The sequence below is a fragment of the Candidatus Gracilibacteria bacterium genome, assembly GCA_041661045.1.
GTDB lineage: Bacteria > Patescibacteriota > Gracilibacteria > UBA1369 > 2-02-FULL-48-14 > 2-02-FULL-48-14.
The window spans coordinates 869,346-888,301 of the sequence record JBAZVE010000001.1 but is presented as its reverse complement, the minus strand read 5'-3'; the positions used below and the strand labels follow the sequence as shown (position 1 = coordinate 888,301).

General features: G+C 42.6%; 24 protein-coding genes. 21 read left to right on the top strand and 3 right to left on the bottom strand.

What is annotated here, in order from left to right:
- Positions 1-413: 413 nt before the first annotated feature.
- Entirely contained in the window at positions 414-545 is a 132-nt protein-coding gene (locus WC777_04380; GenBank protein ID MFA6024420.1) for a hypothetical protein, read from the bottom strand.
- Positions 546-680: 135 nt separating this feature from the next.
- Complete coding sequence (locus WC777_04375) at positions 681-1,760, bottom strand: hypothetical protein (GenBank protein MFA6024419.1); 1,080 nt, start codon at positions 1,758-1,760, stop codon at positions 681-683.
- A 257-nt stretch (positions 1,761-2,017) separates the two neighbouring features.
- Between WC777_04375 and WC777_04370 the strand changes: the two genes are divergently transcribed.
- The 21 genes from WC777_04370 to WC777_04270 all read left to right on the top strand — a co-directional run bounded on the left by WC777_04370 (position 2,018) and on the right by WC777_04270 (position 18,330).
- Positions 2,018-2,332 carry a metalloregulator ArsR/SmtB family transcription factor gene (locus WC777_04370; GenBank protein ID MFA6024418.1) on the top strand — a complete coding sequence of 105 codons (315 nt, stop codon included), beginning with the start codon at positions 2,018-2,020 and terminating at the stop codon, positions 2,330-2,332.
- A 5-nt stretch (positions 2,333-2,337) separates the two neighbouring features.
- The gene (locus WC777_04365; GenBank protein MFA6024417.1) at positions 2,338-3,132 is read left to right on the top strand and encodes a cation transporter; all 795 of its coding nucleotides are present in this window, start codon (positions 2,338-2,340) and stop codon (positions 3,130-3,132) included.
- Between the two features lie 10 nt (positions 3,133-3,142).
- Positions 3,143-3,736, top strand: a complete 594-nt coding sequence (locus WC777_04360; GenBank protein MFA6024416.1) for a class I SAM-dependent methyltransferase — start codon at positions 3,143-3,145, stop codon at positions 3,734-3,736.
- A 142-nt stretch (positions 3,737-3,878) separates the two neighbouring features.
- Positions 3,879-4,319, top strand: a complete 441-nt coding sequence (locus WC777_04355; protein ID MFA6024415.1) for a cation transporter — start codon at positions 3,879-3,881, stop codon at positions 4,317-4,319.
- Between the two features lie 378 nt (positions 4,320-4,697).
- Positions 4,698-5,456, top strand: a complete 759-nt coding sequence (locus WC777_04350; GenBank protein MFA6024414.1) for a DsbA family protein — start codon at positions 4,698-4,700, stop codon at positions 5,454-5,456.
- Positions 5,417-5,839, top strand: coding sequence for a hypothetical protein (locus tag WC777_04345; GenBank protein MFA6024413.1), 423 nt, complete (start codon positions 5,417-5,419; stop codon positions 5,837-5,839). Before WC777_04350 ends, WC777_04345 begins: the two co-directional genes overlap by 40 nt.
- The gene (locus WC777_04340; protein ID MFA6024412.1) at positions 5,832-6,221 is read left to right on the top strand and encodes a DUF302 domain-containing protein; all 390 of its coding nucleotides are present in this window, start codon (positions 5,832-5,834) and stop codon (positions 6,219-6,221) included. The genes WC777_04345 and WC777_04340 overlap by 8 nt, the downstream gene beginning before the upstream one ends.
- A 10-nt stretch (positions 6,222-6,231) precedes the next feature.
- Positions 6,232-6,702, top strand: coding sequence for a hypothetical protein (locus tag WC777_04335; GenBank protein ID MFA6024411.1), 471 nt, complete (start codon positions 6,232-6,234; stop codon positions 6,700-6,702).
- A gap of 505 nt (positions 6,703-7,207) precedes the next feature.
- Entirely contained in the window at positions 7,208-7,480 is a 273-nt protein-coding gene (locus WC777_04330) for a metal-sensing transcriptional repressor (GenBank protein ID MFA6024410.1), read from the top strand.
- A 9-nt stretch (positions 7,481-7,489) separates the two neighbouring features.
- On the top strand, positions 7,490-9,643 hold the full coding sequence (locus WC777_04325) for a heavy metal translocating P-type ATPase (GenBank protein ID MFA6024409.1): 2,154 nt from the start codon (positions 7,490-7,492) through the stop codon (positions 9,641-9,643).
- A 333-nt stretch (positions 9,644-9,976) separates the two neighbouring features.
- The gene (locus WC777_04320) at positions 9,977-11,854 is read left to right on the top strand and encodes a hypothetical protein (GenBank protein ID MFA6024408.1); all 1,878 of its coding nucleotides are present in this window, start codon (positions 9,977-9,979) and stop codon (positions 11,852-11,854) included.
- 14 nt (positions 11,855-11,868) lie between these two features.
- Complete coding sequence (locus WC777_04315) at positions 11,869-13,425, top strand: multicopper oxidase family protein (GenBank protein ID MFA6024407.1); 1,557 nt, start codon at positions 11,869-11,871, stop codon at positions 13,423-13,425.
- A gap of 19 nt (positions 13,426-13,444) precedes the next feature.
- The gene (locus WC777_04310; GenBank protein MFA6024406.1) at positions 13,445-13,708 is read left to right on the top strand and encodes a hypothetical protein; all 264 of its coding nucleotides are present in this window, start codon (positions 13,445-13,447) and stop codon (positions 13,706-13,708) included.
- 11 nt (positions 13,709-13,719) lie between these two features.
- Positions 13,720-14,493, top strand: coding sequence for a DUF5692 family protein (locus WC777_04305; protein ID MFA6024405.1), 774 nt, complete (start codon positions 13,720-13,722; stop codon positions 14,491-14,493).
- A gap of 78 nt (positions 14,494-14,571) precedes the next feature.
- The gene (locus WC777_04300) at positions 14,572-14,754 is read left to right on the top strand and encodes a YHS domain-containing protein (protein ID MFA6024404.1); all 183 of its coding nucleotides are present in this window, start codon (positions 14,572-14,574) and stop codon (positions 14,752-14,754) included.
- Between the two features lie 18 nt (positions 14,755-14,772).
- The gene (locus tag WC777_04295; GenBank protein MFA6024403.1) at positions 14,773-14,994 is read left to right on the top strand and encodes a hypothetical protein; all 222 of its coding nucleotides are present in this window, start codon (positions 14,773-14,775) and stop codon (positions 14,992-14,994) included.
- Between the two features lie 19 nt (positions 14,995-15,013).
- The gene (locus WC777_04290) at positions 15,014-15,193 is read left to right on the top strand and encodes a DUF2933 domain-containing protein (protein MFA6024402.1); all 180 of its coding nucleotides are present in this window, start codon (positions 15,014-15,016) and stop codon (positions 15,191-15,193) included.
- A 208-nt stretch (positions 15,194-15,401) separates the two neighbouring features.
- The gene (locus tag WC777_04285; GenBank protein MFA6024401.1) at positions 15,402-15,671 is read left to right on the top strand and encodes a hypothetical protein; all 270 of its coding nucleotides are present in this window, start codon (positions 15,402-15,404) and stop codon (positions 15,669-15,671) included.
- Positions 15,650-16,081, top strand: coding sequence for a hypothetical protein (locus tag WC777_04280; protein ID MFA6024400.1), 432 nt, complete (start codon positions 15,650-15,652; stop codon positions 16,079-16,081). The genes WC777_04285 and WC777_04280 overlap by 22 nt, the downstream gene beginning before the upstream one ends.
- 240 nt (positions 16,082-16,321) lie before the next feature.
- A complete protein-coding gene (locus WC777_04275) occupies positions 16,322-16,846 on the top strand; it encodes a hypothetical protein (GenBank protein MFA6024399.1) in 525 nt (174 codons plus the stop codon).
- 47 nt (positions 16,847-16,893) lie between these two features.
- On the top strand, positions 16,894-18,330 hold the full coding sequence (locus tag WC777_04270) for a Na+/H+ antiporter NhaC family protein (GenBank protein ID MFA6024398.1): 1,437 nt from the start codon (positions 16,894-16,896) through the stop codon (positions 18,328-18,330).
- 28 nt (positions 18,331-18,358) lie between these two features.
- On the opposite strand, the gene WC777_04265 is transcribed toward WC777_04270, so the two are convergent.
- Positions 18,359-18,946, bottom strand: coding sequence for a hypothetical protein (locus WC777_04265; protein MFA6024397.1), 588 nt, complete (start codon positions 18,944-18,946; stop codon positions 18,359-18,361).
- Between the last annotated feature and the right edge of the window lie 10 nt (positions 18,947-18,956).

Here is an 18,956-nt window from a genome sequence, read left to right as displayed (position 1 = left end):
AACAATTCCTTTACGGATACCTACGCCCAAAACAAAACCTAGCCTTATGTTCCCCTTCTCCCTAGGAAAGTGGGTCATAGGCTTTCAAAGTGCCCGTAATGGCTGGCTAAGCGGGTCTAGTACCCTTGCATCTATTGGCCTATTTCTTTTTCAAGATCTCTTAATTTCTTTGCTGTTTCTTCTCTTACTTGAGCAGGATTACGAGTTAAAGTAAGGGTTTCACCAGCTTCATCTTTTTGCAAATCCATCCTGTAGATCGATTGCTGCTCCCCTCCTCGATCGTAGTAAAACCCAAGCGAGAATCTTTCTCCTACCGAAGCAGACTCGGTAGCTAAAAATCCTTTTTCAACTAACTTTGTTAAAACTACTTTATAGTCAACATCCTTAGCTTGTTCAAGTTCTGAAAAAAGTGATTACATAGCCTCTGCGCGCTTCTCTGGTTCATCTGCAAGTAAATCACCCAAGATTTCTCTATTTTCACCTAAAAATTTTTGTTCCTTACTAGGATCTAAATTGCCAGAAGGTGCTTCACGAGTTGATGACATAATATAAAATAAATCTCCTTATTATAACAGATTAGTGTACAAAAAGCTAGAATGGCTGGCCACTCGGGTCTAGTACCCTTTAGGCTGTCTCATTGTAGTGGCTCTTGCCGTGAGACACAACGATGGCGTTTCAGACTATTCTAGTAGAGGTTTTTCTCCAGATTTCAGTTGAAGAACTTCATCTTTGCATTGAGCTATAAAATACTCCTCACTGCCATTTCCAGGGTATTCAATTTTGTCGCAATAGTTTTCATCGAGTGTCACCCAGGCCAGGGCTTCATAACATGCAGGGGTCATTCTGCTCTTGTCCTGCGCATTGCTTGGCAATGAGTCACAATATTCCACACTGACATTATTCGTCGACCTCTCCACACATTCGTAGCGACCAGCAAATCCCTCCTCTTTTTCTCCAAAGAAATGGTCAAGGCAGTAATAAGCGTCACTATTCTCTTGCGCATAAGTCATTGCGCATGCTGAAAGAATAGTATTAACCTTGCCACTGTAATACGATCCATATTCTCCATCATCATACCCCATTTTATCGCGCATAGCGTTACAATCTTTGTACTCTTTAAGTAGCAAGTTCACGCTATTAGCGTAAGCATCGTAATCAGGATAAAGATCGTTAATAGCAGTAAAGCGACAATGCTCCATGATGGCGCCGTTAAGTTCCATATCCTCGCATGTGACATCATTTTTCTTTCCCCAAAAATACGCATATTGCCCAACAAAATAATCGAGCGATTCAAGCCCATACTGATTTGCATAGTGTGCGACATTTTCCATGCCTTCTGCATTCAAAGTCGGGAATTGCGCCAAGTCCGTGATTGGGAAGACAAGGTTTTCAGATAAAATGCTGAAAAAGTATTTTTTAAATGGTTCCTTCTGGCCATGCGTTCTACAGGTATTTGTGCGTGTTGCCACCAGGAAGGCAGTGGACCCTTCTTCATCTACCCAGGAAACAGAACAATCCGTACGACTCGCATCGACATTCTCCATCCCAATCACCTGATCACAAATCGACCCTGACTCAATTGATTCATTGGAAACCGACAATTGATCGTAAGATTTCGCTACTGCAGGTGAGGACTCACCCTTTTCCCCACAGATCGGAAGCGTTAAATTTGGATAGACAGTTACCCCTAGCCATATCGCTCCGAGTAGACCAAGAGAGACAGTAAGAAAAAGTGGCAACTTCCAATAAAGTGATTTCATATGATCGCAATCATAGCATGATATGAATCACTTCAAAAATTTTCGCTGAAAAACTTGACTACTTCCCATTTTTAATTGGCTGGCCACTCGGGTCTAGTACCCTTTGGGCTGTCTCATTGTAGTGTCTCTTGCCGTGAGACACAACTATGGCGTTTCAGGCTAAATGAGACATTTGAGACAGTATAAAAAGGGATATCAAACTTGACTGAAGACTTCGTATTACTTAATATAAACACATAAACATGTATTGATACCTTATGGATAAGAAACAACTTGAAATTGAATCCCGCTTCTTCAAAGGCTTCGCTGACCAGTCCCGCCTAGCCATCCTCACCGAACTCATGGAAGGAGCCAAGACCGTTTCACAAATCGTAGAAGCCACAGGGCTTTCCCAGCCGAACACTTCTACTCATTTAGCTTGTCTCTTGGAATGTGGTCTCGTTCAAAAAGAAAAGATCGGTCGTGAAGTGTCTTACGAGCTTGCTTCAAAGGAAATTCGCGACATGATTGAGTCCGCTCGCAAGATCGTAAGGGAACACGCGGACGAAATTTATAAGTGTACCCGTTACTAAACTCTATGCAGAAAAGCACATTCAAGGTTTCAAAGATGGACTGCCCCAGTGAGGAAAGAATGATACGAATGAAGCTCCAACCGCTGGAAGGTATTAAGCAGATCGAGGTAGATCTTTCAGCTAGGCTTGTACAGGTTTACCACGAGGGCGATATTGAACAAGTAACGAAAACCCTAGAAAGCCTACGGCTCGACTCCAAACTCCTGAAGTCACAAAAAAACTCTTCCCCAGCTCAATTGGAGATCGATCAGGATGAAGAAAAAACTCTAAAGTTAGTACTAGGCATCAACCTCGCCTTCTTCTTCGTTGAAGTCACAGCAGGATTCATTATTCACTCAATGGGCGTGGTAGCGGATGGTCTGGATATGTTTGCGGACGCAGTTGTATACGGACTTAGCCTTTATGCCATTGGAAGAGCCACTGTAGCCAAGAAGAGTATCGTGAAGCTGATTGCTTACCTTCAGCTCGCTCTTGCTAGTTTCGGACTCATAGAAGTCATTAGACGCTTCATTGGTTTTGAAGAAACTCCTCTCTTTGCGTACATGATTTTGATCTCTATTTTTGCCCTCGCTGCAAACGTCACCTCCCTTGTGGTACTCCAACGCTCCAAGAGTAAGGACGTGCACATCAAGGCAAGCGAGCTTTGCACCTCTAATGATGTGCTCGCAAACATAGGGGTCATTCTTGCAGCAGTATTGGTTTACTATACACAGTCGAGCTACCCCGATCTCATCATCGGTTCCCTCATCTTCTTTATGGTTGCGAGAGGGTCTTACAAGATCATGCAGCTCTCCAAATAACCCAAAAGCTATGCTCATGAACAAGATCGAGTTCTGGCTGATGAATAACCCTATAAGGGCGTTTATTCAAGGATTTGAAGCAAAAAAACTCAAAAGCATGTCTGATCTACCAAGTGATAAGGCTGTTTTAGAGATAGGATGCGGACAAGGGGTCGGCACAAAGCTGATTCAAAAACATTTCAAACCTAAGAGCATCAACGCCATCGACCTTGACCCTCAAATGATTAGACGAGCAAAACGTCGCGTGAAGGCTCCTCATATTGCCTTTGAGGTAGGTGATGCTAGTCATTTGAGATTCACCGATGCGTCCTTCGATGCCATTGTCGATTTTGGGATCATCCACCACATTCCAAATTGGAAAGATGCATTGAAGGAATTGCATAGACTTTTGAAGCCAGGCGGACAACTCATCCTAGAAGACCTCTCCATAGACACTTTCGAGACTAGAATCGGTAAAATTCTAAGGCTTTTCTTAGCTCATCCCTATAAAGAAATGTACAAGCGGAAGGAGTTTTACGAAGAACTCAAAAACCTTGGCTTTAAGGTAAAAAAACAGTATACAAACCCTTGGTGGTTTGGAATGGTCTTGAGGAAGGTTCGCTAGTCATATATCCTCGAAGGGCTTGTTTCCATTGCGGCAGGAGCTTTAACGGAAAGTCTAGCCCTGGTCGGCTTCGGCTTTGACAGCTTCATTGAATCAATATCGGGAACTGTGATAATTTGGAGATTCAGTGCAAAAATTAAGAGTGAAGAACACGAAGAAGAAATCGAAAGAAAGGCGTCCAAGTTTGTGGGTTTACAGTTTCTATGTCTTGGGAGCCTATATTCTATTTGAATCCATCAAAAAACTTTACCTTCATGAGGGGCCGGAGCCCAGTCTCCTCGGTATGATTATTGCCGCGCTTTCTTTAATCATCATGCCTTTCTTGGCCCACCTCAAATACAAGACTGGAAAATCCATGAGGAGTCGAAGCCTGGTGGCAGACTCCAAACAAACTTTTGTCTGCGTGCTCATGTCCCTTGCTCTCTTGTTTGGAACAGGACTCAATTTCCTATTTGGTCTTTGGTGGACAGATGCAGTCACAGGGCTTGTTTTCGTCTTTCTGTGTTTTAAAGAAGGACGTGAAAGCATTGAGGAGGGAAAACTTTGTTGCCATTGAAATTGCTTTAAAATGGAAAAGGCTTAGAATAATTGGGTGAAAAAATTGACGCAAAAAATCCTATTCCTATTTCTCATCACCCTGTTGGGGTCATTTTTGTGTATGAAGTCGATGGAAGGAATGCACCAACTGTCTACAAAAACTCCGGCTTCAATCGAACAAGCTTGCTGTGACACCATTCACAGTCCCTCCATCACAAAGATATTACCAAACGACCTGACTCCACAGCCTTTACTCCTCTGGGTAGCTGCCTACTTTGTCGCGACTACCATCCTAGTTTTCCAACTAGCCGGGAAGCAATTTTCCACCTATCCACCTCTAGTCCCTTCCTTCATTCGTTTCTCGAAAGGCGTGGTTCAAAGGGAGTGAAGTCTTTACTTCAATCCTTTAAACTTAACGCTTTTTATGATGAAAGAAACTAAGAAATCCTTTTCAAAAATACTTCCGATCCTAACCCTCCCGATTATATTGGGAATCGGCATTCTCTTGGGCCAGCAAATGGGAAATGCCAAGGAAACCACCACTACCCAAAGTGATTCAACAAGTCCCACACCAACGGTCAATCAAGTGCAGAATCCAACGGATGCGGACGACGATCCTTTTATGGGTTCAGAGGATGCTCCAATAACCATGATCGAATTCTCGGATTATCAATGCCCTTTCTGTAGAAGTTTTTTTAATGAAACTCTTCCTTTAATCAAAGAAAATTATATCGACAAAGGCTTGGTGAAACTCGTCTACAGGGATATGCCTTTGACTTCTCTAGGTCATACGGATGCGACTCCAGCGGCCAATGCAGCGGAATGTGCCAGAGATCAAGGAGGGGATGAAGTGTACTTCGCCTACCATGACCTTATTTTTGAAGGGGAAAATAAATTGGGCTATGGGACGGTAAAAATCCCGGAAGAGAGTTTGTACACCTATGCAGAGCAACTTGGCTTAGATGCTGATCAATTTAAAGAGTGCCAGGAAGGACAAAAATACTACGACGAAATCGCCGAAGACTCTGCGGCAGGCAGAGCCGCGGGGATGAACGGCACTCCAAGTTTTGTCATCAATGGGCAGCTCGTTATCGGCGCATATCCGTACGAAACCTTTGAGCAAATCTTTAATGAACTTCTAAAATGAACCTCAAATTTTCAAACAGAGAAATTTTGAAAATAATCGGAATCTCTATTACAGTATTCGTGATTTTTGGCGCCGTCACAGCTGTATATGAAAATCCATTTTTTCAACGAATGACACCCGTGTATTGGCTCGACTATGTATTTCTTATTCTTGAATCCATATTGATGGGTTTATTTTTTGGATTGAACGCACCTGTTTGTGCGACCAAGAAAGCAGGCGTTGGTGGAGTGCTCGGGTTTCTTGGGTTCGCTTGTCCAATCTGCAATAAACTCCTTTTACTACTTTTTGGTTCAGGTCTCTTACTCACTTACTTGGAACCCATCCGCCCATTTTTAGGACTCCTGGGAGTATTCCTTATGAGTGTTGCGGTTTATAAAAAGCTCTCATTAAAATCATTAACCTATCCTTCTTATGTCTAGCTATTCAATATCGACCTACAGCATGAAGTCCTTTGACGAAACCATTGAACTAGTGAAATTGGCCTTAAAAGAGGACGGTTTTGGCGTACTCACAGAAATTGATGTCCGAGCTAAAATGAAAGAAAAACTGGATAAAGAGATGCGCCCTTACTTGATTTTGGGAGCATGCCATCCACCCTCTGCTTTTAAAGCATTGGAACTGGAAGAGGAGATCGGCCTTTTCTTGCCATGTAACGTGATTGTTTACGAGGATGAAACGGGTGCGGTTCGCGTTGGCGCCATTCGTCCTTCAGTAGCCATGAGTAGGGTTGATAATCCGAACCTGAAATCTCTAGCAGAAACTATTGAAGCAACCCTCACCAGAGTAATCTCTAAAATCTAACCTAAACTTCATGTCAACATTTTTAAAAAATCGCTGGGTGCAGGACATCTTAGTGTATGGAACTATTGGGCTTATCATTGCACTCATGATTTTTGGCTTCGTGAATAGTCTGAAAGATGTTTCTAACCCGGTAACCGACACCGAAGTCCACTGGCACGCCCCAATTTCTTACGAAGCCTGTGGAAAGTCGCTAAACCTAAGCGACTCAGGCAATCACGACGTCATTCATGGTCACGACGACAACCTGGTTCACGTAGAAGGCCTTGTGCTCAGCGAATCCGATATTACTTTGGCGAACTTTTTCAAAAACGCAGGGCTTAGTATCACGAGTGAAAACCTGGAAGACTACAAAAATGGGGATATCTGTGAAAACACAGGTGAGCCCGGAAAAATTAGTTTTGTAGTCGACGGCCAGACATTCACCGACCCGAGTCAGATCATCATTAAAGATAAGCAAAATATTCTTGTAAAATTTGAATAAATGAAAGGACTACAAAAAATTCATAAAGAACCCCTCCAATGGCTTTATACCCTGGCACTGGCAATGACCATTTTTTATGGCTATTACCAAGTGATGAAAATCCTACCGGCAGTCGGAAAAGTCCCAGCCTGTGTTGTAGGAGGTTCACTCACGATTAAGAACGTCGTTTTCTCTGGGCTACTCAGCGTTTTAACGGCGCTGATTTTGGCAGGTTTAGTGAGACTTTACTTGCTTAGAAAGTCCATAGTAAAAAGTACAAAGACAGGTTCAATACTGGGCTTCGGTTTTTTAACCGGTTTTTTCACAATATTTTGTACGCTTTGTACGATTCCCCTCATATCCATTTTTGGTTTCAGTGTAGGGCTTGGATTTTTCACGACGTACAACTTATTTTTCAAAATACTTAGCCTGATTTTTATGCTCACAGCATTAGTTCTATTGAATAAGCAACTCGGTGATTGCAAGAGTTGCATAAAATACCCCCAAGGGGTATTCTCCAGTATATATGAGAAAAGACATAAAATCCAAAGCCATACGAAGACTAAAAATCATTGAGGGTCAAATTCGTGGTCTTCAAAAAATGGTTGAGGATGAGAGCTACTGCGTAAATATAATCACTCAATCCAGCGCGGTTAAAGAAGCACTCTCTGGCATTGAAGATTTGGTCTTAGAAAACCACCTCTCCACTCATGTTATCGAGCAAATGAAAAATGGAAAAGAAGACAAGGCTGTAGCGGAGATACTAAAAGTTTACAAACTTGCACAAAGAAAAAAATAACTCTCATTTATGTCACAAGACAATATCATCTACACGTGTCCAATGCATCCTGAAATCCAGCAAGATAAGCCTGGAATGTGCCCTCTGTGTGGGATGAATTTATTGCCTGCAAAGAGGAAAGAAAATCCAGTGCACGATCACGAGGTAAAAAAGCATGAACATCACGAAATGGAAAATGGACTTAATAAGCACGAAGGGCACAACGTAAATATCTTCGCTCGAAAATTCTACGTAAGTCTTCTGTTAACAGTGCCGGTGGTTCTTTACTCGGAGCTTCCCGAACGCCTTTTGGGATGGGCAGCCCCTACTTTTACTGGTTCTGAGTATATCGGGCTCATTTTAGGTTCCATCGTGTTCTTTTATGGAGGCTGGGTTTTTCTAGTCGGAGCCTTCAGAGAAGTCAGAGCAAGAATGCCCGGCATGATGACGCTCATCTCCATTGCGATCACGGCAGCTTATCTTTTTAGCGCCTACGCTACTTTTGCAGGCCTGGGACATACCCTTTTTTGGGAACTCACCACGCTGATTACGATTATGCTTCTCGGTCATTGGATCGAAATGAGAGCGGTTCAGGGGGCACAAGGAGCTTTGAAAGAGTTGTCAAAACTACTTCCAGATACAGCGGAGGTAGTTCATGGGGATGAAACCCATATGGTTCCATTGGAAGAACTGAAAGTGGGAGACATTATTGTCGTTCGTCCTGGCGGGAAAATCGCTGCAGATGGTCTGGTGGTGGAGGGGAAATCAGACGTGAATGAATCCATGGTTACAGGAGAATCAAAACCAATTAGTAAAACCGTTGGGAAAGAAGTGATTGCTGGAACCATTAATGAAGATGGAATGCTGAAAATAAAAGTTTCTAAAATCGGCGAAAACACTTTTCTTGCGGGAGTGAAGCGACTCATTGCCGAAGCTCAGGCATCCAAATCACGGCTCCAAATGCTCTCAGATCGAGCAGCATTCTATTTAACCCTCATCGCCATTAGCGTTGGTGGGATTACTTTTGTTGCATGGCTACTTGCTGGGGCAGGACTTGTTTTCGCAACCGAACGTTTAGTTGCTGTTCTCGTTATTGCCTGTCCTCATGCCCTCGGTTTGGCAGTTCCTTTAGTTGCCTCTATCTCTACAACAATGGCAGCGCGAAATGGTCTTTTGATTAAACAAAGACTTGCTTTAGAAGTAGCTCGTGAGGTGAATACGGTTCTTTTTGATAAGACAGGAACTCTCACAAAAGGAGAATACGGCGTAGATAAAATCTGGTCGCTGGAAGCCAAAGACGAAAGTGAAGTCTTAAGTCTGGCAGCTTCAGTAGACGCTCATTCCGAGCATTTCATTGCGCGAGCAATAGTGGAGAGTGCCAAACAAAAGAATCTTCCTATAAAAGAGGTAAAAGATTTCGGAAGAATCCCCGGTAAAGGAGTTAAGGCCTTTTTAGAAGGCAAAGAAGTCGCCATCGGTAGTATGAGTCTCCTTGAAGAAAAAGGGATAAGACTTCCAACTGAGATCCAAAAAGAAATTGAAGCTGAAAATAAAAAGGGTAAAACAATCATTTTCGTGCTCAGGGAAAAGAAAGCCTTGGGTGCTCTTGCCCTCGGAGACCTTATTCGCGAAGAATCACGTCAGGCCATTAAAGAGTTGAAAGAAAACGGACTTAAAGTGGCCATGATCACCGGTGACAACGATGAAGTAGCAAAGTGGGTCGCAACGGAACTTGGAATCGATGAATACTTTGGCAATGTGCTTCCGGATCAAAAAGCGGCGAAAGTAAAACTCTTGCAAGAAAGAGGATCAAAGGTTGCTATGGTCGGAGACGGCATCAACGATGCTCCCGCCCTCACGCAAGCAGATTTGGGAATCGCTATAGGAGCAGGAACCAATGTGGCCATCGAATCCGCAGGAATTATCTTGGTACGAAATGACCCAAGAGATATTATGAAAATCATTCGACTCTCACGGCTGACTTATAAAAAGATGATTCAAAATCTTTTCTGGGCTACCGGATACAATGCAGTTGCCCTTCCACTTGGGGCCGGGGTTTTAGCTTCTTACGGAATTCTAATGCAACCCGCTTTGGCAGCGATCTTTATGTCCCTCAGCACAGTCATTGTGGCTATTAACGCTGTTTTACTCAAACGATCTAAACTCGAAGCATGAAATCACTAAAGACAAAAATGCTGTGGATGCTGATTGTAGGCTTGAGCCTACTCCAGTTCTCTTTTGCTCTACTAATGAGTAGTCAAGGACATGAAAATACTTGTGCATTTAGTGAGCACTGCATCCTCGAGTCAGCAGTAAATCAAAGTGAAGCAGTCCTCCCACTACTACTCACCTTAGTTGTTCCAGTATTTTTTGTTTTCCTTTCTTATTCTGAAAACAAATCTTCCTTAAGTCCTGTACCGCTGCGTCCGGATAGAAACCTTCTCCGGCGTACCCTAAAAGGAGTCATACAGAGAGAGTGATAGGCGATTGAATCGATTTAGCCTATAACTCACTGATATGAAAAAAATACTTTCACTCCTACTTGGCACAGCACTCATTTTAAGTGCTTGCCAAAGTCAAAATACAGATACCGTGCAAGAAGAAAGTTCACCTGATAAAAAGGTCTATGTTGCCGTAGAAAATGATAATCAAGTAGCCGTAATCGACCCAGAAACAGGTGTGGTCGTAAAGAGAATAGATCTCCCTGGCATGCCTCACAATGTGCAAGTGTCTCCAAATGGTGAGGCCCTTTGGGTAACTGTAAATACGATGGAAGAGGGTGAGGACGACATGCATTCAAACGAAAGCTCTCTGGATACAGAAGACCAACTCGTAGTTGTTTCTACAAAAACGGATGAAATCAGTCAGCAAATAAATTTAGGAACTGATCTTCATCTTGCCCATGTCGTCTTAAGTCCGGACAGTGCGTGGGCTTATGCCAATGCTCAAGAAGGAAATAAAGTTTTTATAGTAAACTCTCAAACTTTTACCCTAGAAAAAACGGTTGATCTTCCTGAGGGTTCTGAGCCTCACGGTCTTCGTCTCGATCCAGAGGGAAATTTTGCTTATATTGCGCTGATGGGCACTAAGGGAATGGGGATTCTCAATCTCGAAACCGAAGCATTTGAAATCATTGATTTCGGAGACGCGGTGGTACAAACCGGCGTCACACCTGATGGTAAATATGCATTTGGGTCAATGTACTCCACCAAACAATTGGGTATCCATAATATTGAAACAAAAGAAACAAGCACGGTTCTTCTTCCAGACGCAAAAGGACCTGTTCAAGTCTATCCAACTCCAGATTCGCGATATGTTTATATCGCCGATCAAGGTTATTACTTCGACCAACCCACAAGCGATAAAGTCTATAAAGTCGATCTAGAATCTCAAGAAGTTGTTTCAACCATCATTGCAGGTGAAGGTCCACACGGGGTGGCAATCTCTAAAGACGGTTCAGAAGTTTATGTGACCAATATCGTGAGTGGAAACCTTTCCATCATTGACACCAAAACCGATCAAGTCACCAAAACCATCGAAATAGGTGAAGCGCCAAATGGCGTCAGCGTGTGGGAACGTGAAACCAGTGAATCTTCAGTTTCACTCACCCCCGTCAATTCCATTTCCCACCCTCATGGTTTGGCTGTAGATATAGAAAATCCCAATAAACTATACATTGCGACCCATGAAGGGCTGCTTCTACTTAAAGATGAAAAAGATTTGTACCGAATTGGAGAAACTACAAACGACCTCATGGGCTTTACGGCTGATGCAAAGAATTCCAAAACCTTTTACAGTAGCGGTCACCCTTCTTACGGAGGGAATATTGGCTTTCAAAAGACGATAGACAGTGGTGAGACTTGGGAAAAAATATCAGATGGAATAAATGGGCCGGTTGATTTTCATACCATGACTGTCAGCCCTGTTAATTCAAATATCATTTACGGACTATTTAGCGGCCAAATACAAAAAAGTACGGACGGGGGCACAACGTGGATGCTACTGGATAAACAGCCCGAAAAGATCATCGCGCTCGTAGCAGACGTGGCTGATGTAAAAACTGTGTACGCGAGTACACAGCAAGGAATTTGGATGAGTAGCGATGGAGGGGAAAACTGGGAGAGCTTATCAACTTCTCTCGAAGCAAGCATTATCATTTCTATGTCGCAAAATCCAAAAGATAGAAACCAAATGCTCAGTTTCTCAGATACCTTAGGTTTGGCTTCAAGCAATGATGGCGGGAAAACATGGGCTTCACTAGCGGGCGCACCCAATGCAGTTCTTTATTTTATTGCCTTTTCTGCAAGCAATCCTCAAATGGTTTATGCCATCGACGAGAACAACCAAGTTTACAAAAGTGAGAATAGCGGACTCACTTGGGAGAAAATCTATTAACCCTTTTTAATTCTATGAAAAAAACCTCACTGATCATCGCCTTCCTCACTCTCTCCTTTCTCACGGCCTGCCAGAATACGACCCAAGAAGGTGCTGTGGAAGAAACTTCCGAAGCACCTTTGGCCTCCAGCACTCAAATCGTAGAGCTGAATGATGGAGACACCTATGACCTTGAATCCTCTTTTGTTGAGAAAGAGCTCAATGGCTCACTCTATAAAATGTTGGCTTACAACGGTTCTATTCCCGGCCCCACACTCAAAGTGAAGCAAGGCTCAACCGTTACGATCAATTTCACTAACAACACAGAGATCGAAACCACCCTTCATTCGCACGGTGTGCGTTTGGATAACGCCTTTGATGGAGTTCCGGACGTAACCCAGGAGGCAATCCAGCCAGGAGAAACGTTCACATACTCGGTTCGCTTCGATGATTCAGGTGTATTTTGGTACCACCCTCACTTGAGAGAAGATTACGCTCAAGACATGGGGCTCTATGGAAACTACATCATCGTCGCCGATGAAGAAGATTGGTCCCCAGTGAATAGAGAAGAAACCTTGATGGTCGATGACATCCTTATGCAAGGAAACGAACTGGCTTCTTACTCCTTTGATGAAGTCACTCACACCCTCATGGGTCGCTTTGGAAACACCATGCTTGTGAATGGAAGCACGGATTACGGCCTGACGGCAAAGAAAGGTGAAGTCATACGCTTTTACATCACCAATGCTGCCAACACTCGAGTTTTCAATCTAAGCATTCCCGGCGCACAAATGAAATTGGTTGGAGCAGACAATGGACTCTATGAACACGACGAATGGGCAGACGAAGTTCTGCTTGGGCCATCCGAGCGCGCAATTGTTGAGGTGATGTTTGCAGAATCAGGTGACTTCTCCTTAGTCCACAAAACACCAGATAGAACTTATACCTTGGCAGATTTCCAAGTCTCCGACGAAGAGCTATCTGAATCTTACGCCACTGACTTCAATACTCTTAAAACACACCAGAGCACCATCGCCAGTATCGACCCTTACCGTTCTAGTTTCGAGAGCTATATAGATAAGTTTCTATCCATTGACCTAGATATGAAGGGCATGGGAGGTTCTCACTCCATGCACGGTGGAATGATGATGGATGATTCAGAGATGGGGATGATGAATGATGGAGAACCGATTGAATGGGAAGACACCATGAGCATGATGAATAGCACTTCAAACACAGACACATTGGAGTGGCAGCTCTTAGACGAAGACACGGAAAAAACGAACATGGACATCGACGACTGGAACTTCAAAGAGGGCGACTTGGTGAAAATTCAAGTAGCCAATCCCGACGACACCACCCATCCAATGCAGCATCCGATCCATATACACGGTCAACGCTTCCTGATCTTGTCCGTAGATGGAGTGAAGTCAGATAACTTGGTTTGGAAAGACACAGTCTTAATTCCATCAGGTTCCACGGTTGAACTCTTGGTTGAAATGTCTAATCCAGGCGAGTGGATGCTCCACTGTCATATTCCCGAACACCTTGAAAGCGGAATGATGATGCCTTTCAAAGTTTCTTCTCTTTAAGTTTTTTAACCCTTTTTATATGAAATTCTCTTTATCAAAATACGGTTGGCGCTGCGTCTTAGGAGCCGAGGTATTTTATTTAATCTGTCTCCTTTATGGCAGCAGCTTAACCGGAGCCGATGCCGATCTTCACCACTCTATTTTTGAAATGATTCCTGGCTTCACTTGGATCAATCTAGGTAGCACCGTCTTGGGAGCCATAGAGATCTTCTTTTTTGCATGGATTTTTGCGGCCTACATGGTCTGGATGCTTAACTCCAGCATGGAACATGGAAATCGATAACCTCTGAAAGTATGACATTCTTTTCACTCCTCTATCTCTTGCTTATATTTATAGGGCTACTTGTGACCCAAGAGATATTTCATCGTTATCCAAGATTCACGTTGGCATTTTTCGGAGTCGCTTCGATTATCCTTTTCCCTTGTTGGATATTATTAATAGGGGTCGCCGATTGGTTCCTTTGGGCCAAGGTGTTCTCTGTTGTGACCGGAATCATCCTACTTTCTCTATTAAGGACTACAAAGCTGGGACACACCAAACTATGCCAATGGTCTATTTATTTCTTTCTGGTTTTCAACATTCTTGAGGCAGTTGTTAGAGATATTGAAACAGCGAATCTTGCGAATTATTTGAATGCAACGGCTGGTATTTTGCTGATAGTGACTTTGGCCAAAATAAATACAATCCATATTGATACCAAGGGAAAGTATAAGGATTTATACTGGAGTGATATGACCTTGGCATGGATCATCGGCTACACTCTATGGAATTGGGTTTTTATTTATCTGAATCTTGGAGAAGGCGCAATCCCGCAGCTCGCCGTACTTGGATCCGCTTTGATCATTGGGTTTCTCAATAAAGAAAGGTGGCTTCAGGCTAGAGTTTTTACGCTTGGAACCTATTTTATTGTGTTCCACACCTACCCGCACCTGAGTCCATTTCCACCTCTATATGGATATGACAATCAGGCTGGACTTTTACTATCTCTGGTCACAGTTGGATTTATGGTAGTTTACACAGGTTTCTTCATAAGACGTTCTACTGTAACAAAAAAATCATATGTTTAATCAAAAATTTAAAACGAAAGTCGTGCACAGGCAAACTAATTACATAGAGGTAATACTTATTTAATAAACAATAAATATATGGAAAACTCATCATGTTGCGGTCATAAAAGTATGTCTCCAGTTAAGGACGTAGTTTGTGGCATGGAGCCCGAAATCACAGAAGAAACCCTCCAAGTCGCCCACAAAGGAACAATCTATTACTTTTGCAGTACGGCTTGCAAAGATCAATTCGTCAGTGATCCAGAAAAATATCTCAATTAATCCATTAATCCTAAAATTATGAAACTATCAAAATTACTTCACGTTATCAGTGTTTTAGTCGGATTCGCCGGAGTCGTTACATTTGTGTCCGCCATCCTTGGTGGGGCTGATAACCTTGTATTCGGAATTACAAAAGCAGACGCTTTAGCCTGCACGGCCATCCTTATTCTCATTGCAATCTGGGCACAAATTGCAACGATTCATCACATGATGCTTGAAAAGAAAGGTGAACTCATTTAATCAGTAATTCAATAAGCATATGGAATTCTCAAAAAGAACATGGGGAATAGTTCTCATCATTGGCATTGTCGGACTTATATTCCTTTTAAAGACGCATACTTCACATGTCTTGTCCGTCCTACCGTATCTTATTTTACTCGCCTGCCCATTGATGCACCTATTCGGACACGGAGGGCATGGTGGACACAAACATCAATAATAATCCCATGACTCAACTTAGCCTTAAAATCAAAGCCGTGCTGTGGGGAGTCTTAGGCACTTCTTTGCTCCTCACGTTTTTCTTCTCAATTGTGAGCTTAATTTCGGGGTGGTATTTCGCTCAAAACCAGTTCGCTCAGTTTTGGATATATATCGTTCCACTAGCGATTGGTTTTGGGCTCCAACTAGGACTTTACTCTTATTTGAGGATGAGCATTGCTCACCACTGCCCAACAGGCACAGGGAAAGCATTGGCTGTTTCGGGAACTAGCTCCACCCTTGCCATGATTTCGTGTTGCGCTCACTATCTGGCCAATATTATCCCGATTCTTGGAGTATCCGGTTTCTTAACCGTAATCCCTGATTACCAAGAAGAGTTGTTCCTAGTAGGACTTGCCTTCAATATTCTCGGATTGGCCTACATCACCAAGCAAATTATAAATTTTAAAAAACAAGCATGAAAAGATCAGCAACTCTAAGCTTAGGACTCATTGCTATTTCCATTGGTGTGGTCTTGCTTGTTTATTGGATAACGATCAAAAATAAAGAGTTACAAGATACTAACACCCTGACGAGTGATGAAGGAGGGGTCACAGTAACTGTTAATCCAATCACTTCATTGGAATCCGACAATTGGAGCTTTGAGATTGAGCTGAACACCCATTCTGGTGAACTACCGGAAGATCTAAAGGGTGACGCAGAGCTGCTCCTCGACAATAGGCAAACCCTTTCAGCTTTTTCTTGGGAAATGTCGAGCGAGCAATCTCATCATCAGGAAGGCATTTTAAGTTTTGAAAAAACGGGAAACAAGCCAGGAGCTATTGAGCTTATTTTGAAAGACATTGGCGGTGTTAAAGAGCGCAATTTTAAATGGGATTTAAACAATTAATTTCTCATGAATCTGATATTATGGATCATTTTAGGAATCTCACACCTTTTTACGGTTCTTTGGTACGTTCTTATTCAGAAAGATATTTTTGGATATACAAACACACAGATGAAAATACTAGGCTACGAAAACAAAAAACAAATTGAGACACCTGCTCTTAATTTTTTATTAAAATTCTACGCCGTTGCGCTTCTAGTACTAACCTTAGGATTTACTCTGTACTTGTTTTCCATCTAATTTATGAACAGCCATGAACAAGACCAAAACAAGGAACCTTTACTTATGCTCCTGCACGAACATTGGATGGTTTTCCTTTTGCCGCTTTCTCTTTACTTAGTTGGGCTTTCATTAGGAGCTTTCTTGTTCTGGCTGGGTACCAACCTACATGAGCTGGCTCATCCAGCAGCTATGGTGGTTACTTTTATAGCTTACGGCACCATTTTGATTGCGCATCATTTGCTCTTTCTCTATCTACTGTCCTTACAGCTTTCAGGTTTAGCAGTCACAAAAAGGAGAATCATCGACTTCCGCTTCTTCCCTTATGTGCGCCACGACATGAGCTATATCAATATCCAAGAGATCAATGAAATTGAAAAACACCAACGAGGACTGATTAAGAATCTTTTACACTACGGAGAAGTAGAAATGAATTTACCTACCAGTTATCAAACACTTGAGTTCAAATATGTACCCTATCCAGGACGTTTAATAGAACTGGTGAGTCGACTTCAAAAAAGTGAAAAACCAATTACCCCATCTGCGTAGGAAATCACATGATACTCGAAAGAAAAGATCCTTTAATTTAAATTTCTATGGAAACTCTAACTTGGCTTTCAGTTCTGCCCCCAGTGATCACCATTGCTTTTGCAATTTGGTCAAAAAAGATTTTACCGTCGCTCCTCTTGGGTTTATTGGTGGGTTCCTATTTATTGGACCCATCAATTATAGGCGGACTGGAAGTCGCCATAGAAAATATATTAAAGATATTGTCGGACACAAGTAACTTACAGGTCTTACTTTTTCTGTATTTGTTCAACGGCTTGATCACACTTATAAAAAATGCAGGCGGCATCAAGGCCTTTTCAAGTTGGCTCGGTAAATACATCAAAAGCGACCGTGGAGTCTTTTACACCTTGTGGGCATTGATACCCGTTACGTTCATTGATTGTGACTTCAGAATTGTTGGTGCGGGGTCCATCATGCGTTCACTCGCAGAAAAACATAAAATAGCGAAGGAACGGCTTGCATTCATGATCAATAATACAGCCAGTCCGGTTCTTGAAGTCATTCCAATAGCTACGACTTTCGTAGGGTTCAATATAGCCAATATCAGTCAGGGATTGGAATCTGCAGGAGTACTTGAAGAGCAATCGGCTTATAGCGTTTTACTTCGCGCTATTCCTTTTGAATTTTATAGTATTGTGGTTCTTCTCATCACTTTCAGCACCATATTTTTTCAATGGAGAAAACAGCCTTTAGGAAAACAGGGTGAGCATTATCACAAAGAGACTGCTGACGAAATGAGTATGTCTATGGGTGATGAAAAGCCACAAATAAAACCACGCATAATCAACCTAATAGTACCCATGTTAACGGTTGTTTCCCTTTGTTTCTTTTTCTTCTGGTACTTTGGCAGGGGTGAGAATGGAGTAAATGAAACTATTGCATCCATTATTTCCGCCACCGACCCTAATATGGCAATGTTGGTTGCACTATCTATTTCAATATTTATTACGGGCTTGCTTTATGCCTTCCAAAAGTACCCTTTAAAGAAAATGACCGAAGACATGATCTCGGGAGGAAACGAACTAATGAGAATATTGATTATTCTCGTGATCGCATGGGCTTTGGGTGACGTTTCGCAGGAATTAGGTTTGAGTGATTTCATCCAACAGCTTTTGGGAAATCAGCTGCCCATATGGAGCATCCCTGTATCACTTTTTCTCATATCTTCTCTTGTGACTTATTTTATTGGGGAGGGTTGGGCCACAGCTTCACTAATTATGCCTTTTGCAATTTTCATTGCTGTATCCAGTGGCGTCTCAATTCCAATTTGTGTAGCAGCAGTTATTACTGGCGGAACGTTTGGAGACACCACTTCACCAGTAGCTGGAATGACCAATATGGCATCTGGTGTTACCGGCGCCGATCACATGAAGTATCTAAAATATGCTAACCCATATAACTTCGCTTCAGCAGGCATCGCCGCAGTTTTATTTTTAATAGCAGGATTTTTGTATCATCAATAATTGGGACAATTCGATCAAGAATGAAGCTCTAATCAAACTGAATAGTTCTTTCCTCCAGACTAGTACTAAAGCGACCATCTTCATGTTTGACCAAGGTGGACTTCGGCTTTGAACCTAGAATGGGGTTCTCCTTGATGAGAAAAACAAAACAGTAAGCATCGTCACTTTGCGAAGTGATGACCCTGGCTTTCAACTTGCCTTGTCGGATGAGCTTCCGTGCAGTTTGATGTTTAATCTTGAAGTAGTGATCCAGTTCCCACATGGAGTACCACGAGTCTTTGTCCTGACAGATTTTCCCAGGCACTACCCGCTTCTCCACAGCACGCTGGCATACCAAGCACTTGATTCCATATTTATCGTACCAAGTCTCTTCGTCGCTCACATATTGACCGCAGATGAAACAAGTATATGGGCCACCATTGATATGGAAGCCTTTAGGTTCATCTTTCAGCCTCAATTTTCTCGCACGTTCTACCTGAGCCCCTTTGAGCAGAACTTCAAATAAACCTAAAAGCCTACTCCCAGATTCATAAGCTTCAGCATGTGAGATCTCTTTCCCATACTTCTTTTTATAAATTTCTTGAAATTCACGGACAGCTTCATCAGATAATTTCATAGAGGTAAAA